This window comes from Amaricoccus sp. (genome assembly GCF_036846665.1).
Classification (GTDB): Bacteria; Pseudomonadota; Alphaproteobacteria; order Rhodobacterales; family Rhodobacteraceae; genus Amaricoccus.
The window spans coordinates 1-5,873 of sequence record NZ_DAIUBO010000235.1; the positions used below are offsets into that span (position 1 = coordinate 1).

Sequence of the window (5,873 nt, forward strand, 5' to 3'; positions counted from 1 at the left end):
ACGAATCTGTCGGCGCTCCAGACGAGGCCCGCCAGTCCGAGAACGATCGCCCCGAGGGGCAGGAGCAATGTCATGGAAAGGCCTTGTCCGTCATCCGCGGCGAGCATATCGGGGTTGTGGGGGCGGGGGGCAAGGGGCGCGCGTTTGCCCGCTGACTTTCCGGCGCCGGCGAACTAGAGTGTTGCGCGAATGCATATGGGAGCGGGCATGAGCACCAGAGACATCAAGGATCGCGCGCAGCGTCATCCCGAAAAGGCGCATCGCGCCGATGCGCCGGTGCTGCGCAAGCCGGAATGGATCCGGGTCAAGGCGCCGAGCTCGGAGGGGTATCGCAAGACCCGCGAGATCATGCGCGAGAACCGCCTGACCACCGTCTGCGAGGAGGCCGGCTGCCCGAATGTCGGCGAATGCTGGTCCCAGGGCCATGCCACCATGATGATCATGGGCGAGATCTGCACGCGCGGCTGCACCTTCTGCAACGTGGCGACCGGGCGGCCGGACGCGCTCGACGTCTTCGAGCCGGCGCGGGTGGCGGTGGCGGTGGAGAAGCTGGGGCTCAACCATGTGGTCGTCACCTCGGTCGACCGGGACGACCTGGAGGACGGGGGTGCTGCGCATATCGCCCAGACGATCCGGGCGGTGCGGCGCAAATGCCCGACCACGACGATCGAGGTGTTGACGCCCGATTTCCTGAAATGCCCGGCCTCGGCGCTCGAGACGGTAGTGGCGGCGAAACCGGATGTCTTCAACCACAACCTGGAGACGGTTCCGGGGCTCTATCCGGAGGTCCGGCCCGGAGCGCGCTATTTCCACAGCTTGCGGATTCTCCAGCGGGTCAAGGAGCTTGACCCGGCGATGTTCACCAAGTCCGGCATCATGGTGGGTCTGGGCGAGGACCGGCAGGCGGTGGCGCAGGTGATGGACGACATGCGCGCCGCGGACGTGGATTTCCTGACCATCGGGCAATATCTGCAGCCGACCCCGAAGCATCACGCGGTGGCGCGTTTCGTCACGCCGGAGGAATTCGCCGCCTTTGAGCGGGCCGCCTGGGGCAAGGGCTTCCTGATGGTTTCCGCCACGCCGCTGACCCGGTCCTCCTATCATGCCGGCGCCGATTTCGCCCGGCTCCGGGCGGCGCGGATGGAGAAGCTCGGGCCGGTCTGAACGGCGCCGGTCTGAGCGGATCGCGGGCGGGCCCGCTTCCGGGCGGCGTGCCAGGCTCTCCGGCGCTCAGGCCGAGAGGCTGGCGTAGAGCCGCTCCACGTCGGCGCGCAGGCAGAGGCCGGTGCCGGGGGTCAGCACCGTGGCGCTGCCGGCGGCGACGCCGAGCACGAAGGCGTCCTCGGGGCTGCGGCCCTCCGCCAGCGCGAAGGTCATTGCGCCGAGGAAGCTGTCGCCGGCGCCGGTGGCGCTCTGGACCGGCAGGTCGGGCGGCCGCAGGATCCGGGTGCCTTCGCTCGTGGCGAGCAGCGCCCCCCGGTGGCCCATGGTGACGGCAATGAGGCGGATGTCGCGGCTGCGCACTAGGTCGAGCGCGGCGGCGGCGATCTCCTCCTCGGTCTCGAGCGGAAGACCGGTCAGGGCGCGGAACTCGCCGAGGCTCGGCTTGGCGAGATGGACGCCGCCACCGGCGATGGCGAGCCCCAGCGCGGGGCCGGAGGTATCGAGCACGAAGCGGGCGCCGCGGCGGGCCGCATGGCCGGCGAGATCGGCGTAGCAATCGGGCGCGATGCCGCGCGGCAGGCTGCCGCTCGCCACGAGCCAGTCGAAATCGAGCCCGTCGAGGATCGCGAGGCAGGCTGCCCAGTCAGCGGGCTCGACCAGCGGGCCCTCGGGCACGAAGCGGTATTCGCGGCCCGTGGAGGTCTCGAAGACCGCGTGGCTGATGCGGGTGTGGTCGCGGATGCGGATCGGCCTTGTGTCGAAGCCGCGCAACGCGAGCAGCTCGTCGAGCACCGATCCGGTCGCGCCGCCGCTGAGATAGACGGGCAGGGCGGGGCGGCCGAGCTCGACGATCACCCGCGCGACGTTGATGCCGCCGCCGCCGGGGTCGTAGCGCTCGTTGGAGGTGCGGATCTTGTGGCTGGGATGGATGCGCTCGGCCTCGCAGGCGCCGTCGATGCAGGGATTGAGCGTGAGCGTCACGATGGGTTTCAAGGCGGGCCTCGTCGCGTTGCGGGCGCGTCGCACCCCGATAGCGGATCGCCGCGGCGGGGTTCAAGCCGCGTTAGGGTTGAAGCCAGGGCGGGCTCAGGCGACCGGGGTCGGCAGCGGATCGCCGGCGAAATGCGCGGCGAGGTTGCGCACCACCAGATCGCCCATGGCGGCGCGGGTCTTGCGCGTGGCCGAGCCCTGGTGCGGCGAGAGCACGACGTTCTCCATGGTGAGCAGCGCCTCGGGCACCTGCGGCTCGTCGGCGAAGACGTCGAGGGCGGCGCCGCCGAGCGCGCCGCTCGCCAGGAGCTCCACCAGCGCCGGCTCGTCGACGATCGAGCCGCGGGCGACATTGACCAGCGCGCCCTCGGGGCCGAGCGCCTCGAGCACCTTGCGCGAGACGATGCCGCGGGTCTCGGCCGTGCCCGGCGCGACCACCACCAGCCAGTCGACGTCCCGGGCCATGGCGGCGAGATCGGCGTAGAAGGTGAAGGGCTCGAAGGGCTGTTCGCGGCGCCCGTGGTAGGAGACGCGCATCTTCATCGCCTGGAGCCGCCGGGCGATGTCCTTGCCGATGCGGCCGAGGCCGAGGATGCCTGCATGGGCGCCGGTCAGCTCGCCGGTCAGGCCGAGGCTGCCCGAGGGCCAGTTGCCGGCGCGGATCCAGGCGTCGGCCTGGGGGATGCGACGGCAGAGCGCGATCATGAGGCCGACGGCGAGCTCGGCCACCGCGTCGTTGAGCACGTCGGGCGTGTTGGTGACGCGGATGCCGCGGGCCTTGCAGGCGGCGATGTCGATGGCGTCGTAGCCGACGCCGTAGCTCGCCACGATCTCCAGCGCGCCGAGGCGCTCGAGCACCGCCGGCGCGATGCCGTGATGGCCGTTGGTGACCGCCCCGCGCGCCGTGCCGCCGATGCGCGCGAGCAGGGCGTCGCGGTCCTCGGCCTCCCAGAGCCGGTGCACCTCATAGGCCTCGCCGAGCCTGGTCTCGACGCTCTCGAGCATCGGCGCGATCTGGACTAGCACTGGCTTCATGACGGCATCTCCCTGCAATCTCTCCCGGCCCCGGGGGAGTATTGACCTGCCCCGGGAGCCTGCACAATAGCCGGGCGGGCCGCGGTCAGGGTGAAGGGCGGGGCGGAGCTGCGGAGAGTCCCGGGGAGCGGCTTTCCCTGGAAGCGAGGCAAGCCACCGGAGGCGGCGGAATCCCGGGGGATCGTGGACGTCCGGGTGCCGGCGTGTCAGGCGCGGCGCGCGCCGCAGCTTTCGCGCACGAGCAGCTTCGGATCCAGGATGACGTGGCGCGGCGCGGCCTCGGGGGTCTTCATCCGTGCGGCGAGGATCTCGGCGGCCAGCCGGCCGATCTTGCCGGGATTGTCGAGCACGGTGGTCAGCGAGGGGTGGAAGGCGGCGCCCTCCTCGGTGCCGCCGAGGGCGACGACGCCGATGTCGCGGCCCGGCTCGCAGCCGCGGGAGCGCATGGCGTTCATCACGCCGAAGGCCACCAGGTCGTTGAAGCAGACCATGCCGGTCGGGGGCGGGTCGCGGTCGAGCGCCCTGAGCGCCGCCGCCGCCCCCTCGACCAGCCGCGGCCGGCAGCGCAGCCAGAGATCGTCGCTCCAGGGCAGGCCGGCGGCCGTGAGTTCGGCGCGGAAGCCCGAGAGGCGATCCTCCGCGACCGTGGTGCCGGGATCGCCGCCGACGAGCACCAGCCGGCGGTGGCCCAGCGCCAGCAGCCTGCCGGTGGCGGCGCGCATGGCGGCGTGATCGGCGTTGATGACCCGGTCGGCGCCGGCGTCGGTGCGGATGTGGCGCGAGACATAGACGATGGGCACGCCGCGGCGGCGCAGCGGCGCGAGCACTTCGACGGTGACATGCGGCGGCGGCGAGACGATCAGCCCGTCCGCGCCATAGGCCGCCAGCGTCTCGACGAAGCGGACCAGGCTTTCGGGATTCTCGTCGTGGTTATTGATGAGCACCGCGGTGCCGCCCTCGGTCAAGCGCTTCTCGATGGCGATCAGCATCTCGGCGAAGAACTGATGCGCGATGTTGTGGAAGCTGACGCCGACGATCTTGCTGCGCCCGGTGCGCAGGCTCGCCGCCACGGCATTGGGGACGTAGCCCGCCTCGCGCATCGCCTCGCAGACCAGCGCGCGGGTCTCGGCGGCGATCATCGGGCTGTCGCGGAGCGCGAGCGAGACGGTGGCGGGCGAGAGGCCGAGGCGCTGCGCGATCTGGCGCTGGGTCGGACGGCGGGACTTGTTGGATGTCATGGTCGGCACGCGTCACTTGGGCCGATGCCGGGGAGCGCGTCGACCGTCGCTCCGGCGCCGGTGACGATGCAGGCACGGCCTTCGAGCAGCATGCGATCTCCGCGGACGCCACGATGGAGCGCGAGGCGTCCGAAGGCTATTCTAAATCGATTTAGACCGTTGAATCAATGAAAGAATGGCCATGAATTGCCACCGCGCTCCTCGCTGGAGCTAGGAGCACGGGAATTGCGTCCCGCAACGCGACCCCTCCGCCCGAACTCCAGCGCGCCCAGCGTCACCATCCCGCCGAGGCCAGGCACCGCCGGACTGCGCCCGCCCCGCCCCGTCACGCCGAAGGCCTGCCTCCGGCAGGACGCGGGCGCTTCGCTTCCGCCCGGGCCGGGCGTTGCCCTCATTTGTGGCGGGACGGTCGAAGGAGAAAGAATGAACGTTGGATGCGATGGTCCGCAGCCAAGCGCCCGCGCCCTTGAGGCGGCGGGTCGCGCCGCATAGTCTGGCGCGCGCCGCGGGCAGCACGGGCGAGGCGCATGAGAGCAGGGTCGATCGATTGGGGGCGCCGGCTTCGTGCCGCGCTCGCCGTGGCGATGCTGGCGCTCTCGGCCGCGGCGCCTTGCCCGGCCGCTGCCCAGGACGACGATGGAAAGGTCCTCGTGGTCGGCACGCGGGAGGCGCCGCCCTTCGTGATCCGGGAGTCGGACGGGCGCTGGAGCGGGCTCAGCATCGCGCTCTGGGAGAGGATCGCGGGAAAGCTGGGGCGCCGGTTCGAATGGCGCGAGGTCGATGCCGGGACCATGATCGCGGGGGTCGCGGCGGGGGATCTGGACCTCTCGATCGCGGCCGAGAGCATGAGCTTTGCCCGGGAGGCCGAGGTCGATTTCAGCTATCCCTATTACCATTCCGGACTCGGCATGGCGGTGGCGGGGGAGCCCTGGGACGGGGTGACGGCGACCTTCCGGGCGCTGGCCTCGCGCGAATTCATCATAACCGTCATCCTGCTCTGCACGCTCTCTTTCGTCGCCGGCGCGCTGGTCTGGCTGACCGAACGCCGCCGCAACGGCGGTACCTTCGACCCGGCGCCGGGTCCGGGGCTGGGCAGCGGCTTCTGGTGGGCGGCGGTAACGATGACCACGGTCGGCTATGGCGACAAGGTGCCGATCACCCTGCGCGGGCGGCTGCTCGCGACCTTCTGGATGTTCTGCGCGCTGATCCTGACCGCGGTGGTCACCGCGCAGCTCTCCGCCAGCATGAACGCGCAGCGCCTCGACCTCCTGAAGCAGTCGCCGCGGGATCTGGCGCATCTGCGGATCGGCGTGGTCGAGGGCGGCATGGCGCAGGCGGCGGTGCATGCGCTCGGGGCCGAGCCCGTGGGATATGCCGATGTCGCGGCGGGGCTCTCGGCGCTGACCGAGGACGGCATCGCGGCATTCGTGCATTATGCGCCGGCGC

At 71.3% G+C, this 5,873-nt stretch carries 5 protein-coding genes; 2 read left to right on the forward strand and 3 right to left on the reverse strand.

Features of this window, described 5'->3' with window-relative positions; all coding sequences use genetic code 11:
* The first annotated feature begins 207 nt into the window (after positions 1-207).
* Positions 208-1,164, forward strand: coding sequence for a lipoyl synthase (gene lipA / locus V7050_RS17425; protein WP_324366078.1), 957 nt, complete (start codon positions 208-210; stop codon positions 1,162-1,164).
* A gap of 66 nt (positions 1,165-1,230) precedes the next feature.
* Here lipA and V7050_RS17430 read toward each other — a convergent pair whose 3' ends face one another.
* From V7050_RS17430 to V7050_RS17440, 3 genes are all read right to left on the reverse strand, one after another.
* Positions 1,231-2,157, reverse strand: coding sequence for a 1-phosphofructokinase family hexose kinase (locus V7050_RS17430; protein WP_324366080.1), 927 nt, complete (start codon positions 2,155-2,157; stop codon positions 1,231-1,233).
* A 93-nt stretch (positions 2,158-2,250) separates the two neighbouring features.
* Complete coding sequence (locus tag V7050_RS17435; protein WP_324366082.1) at positions 2,251-3,189, reverse strand: 2-hydroxyacid dehydrogenase; 939 nt, start codon at positions 3,187-3,189, stop codon at positions 2,251-2,253.
* Positions 3,190-3,395: 206 nt separating this feature from the next.
* Positions 3,396-4,427 carry a LacI family DNA-binding transcriptional regulator gene (locus V7050_RS17440; RefSeq protein ID WP_324366092.1) on the reverse strand — a complete coding sequence of 344 codons (1,032 nt, stop codon included), beginning with the start codon at positions 4,425-4,427 and terminating at the stop codon, positions 3,396-3,398.
* Positions 4,428-4,954: 527 nt separating this feature from the next.
* Between V7050_RS17440 and V7050_RS17445 the strand changes: the two genes are divergently transcribed.
* The coding region (locus tag V7050_RS17445) for a transporter substrate-binding domain-containing protein (protein WP_324410920.1) at positions 4,955-5,873 on the forward strand (919 nt) is incomplete at its 3' end.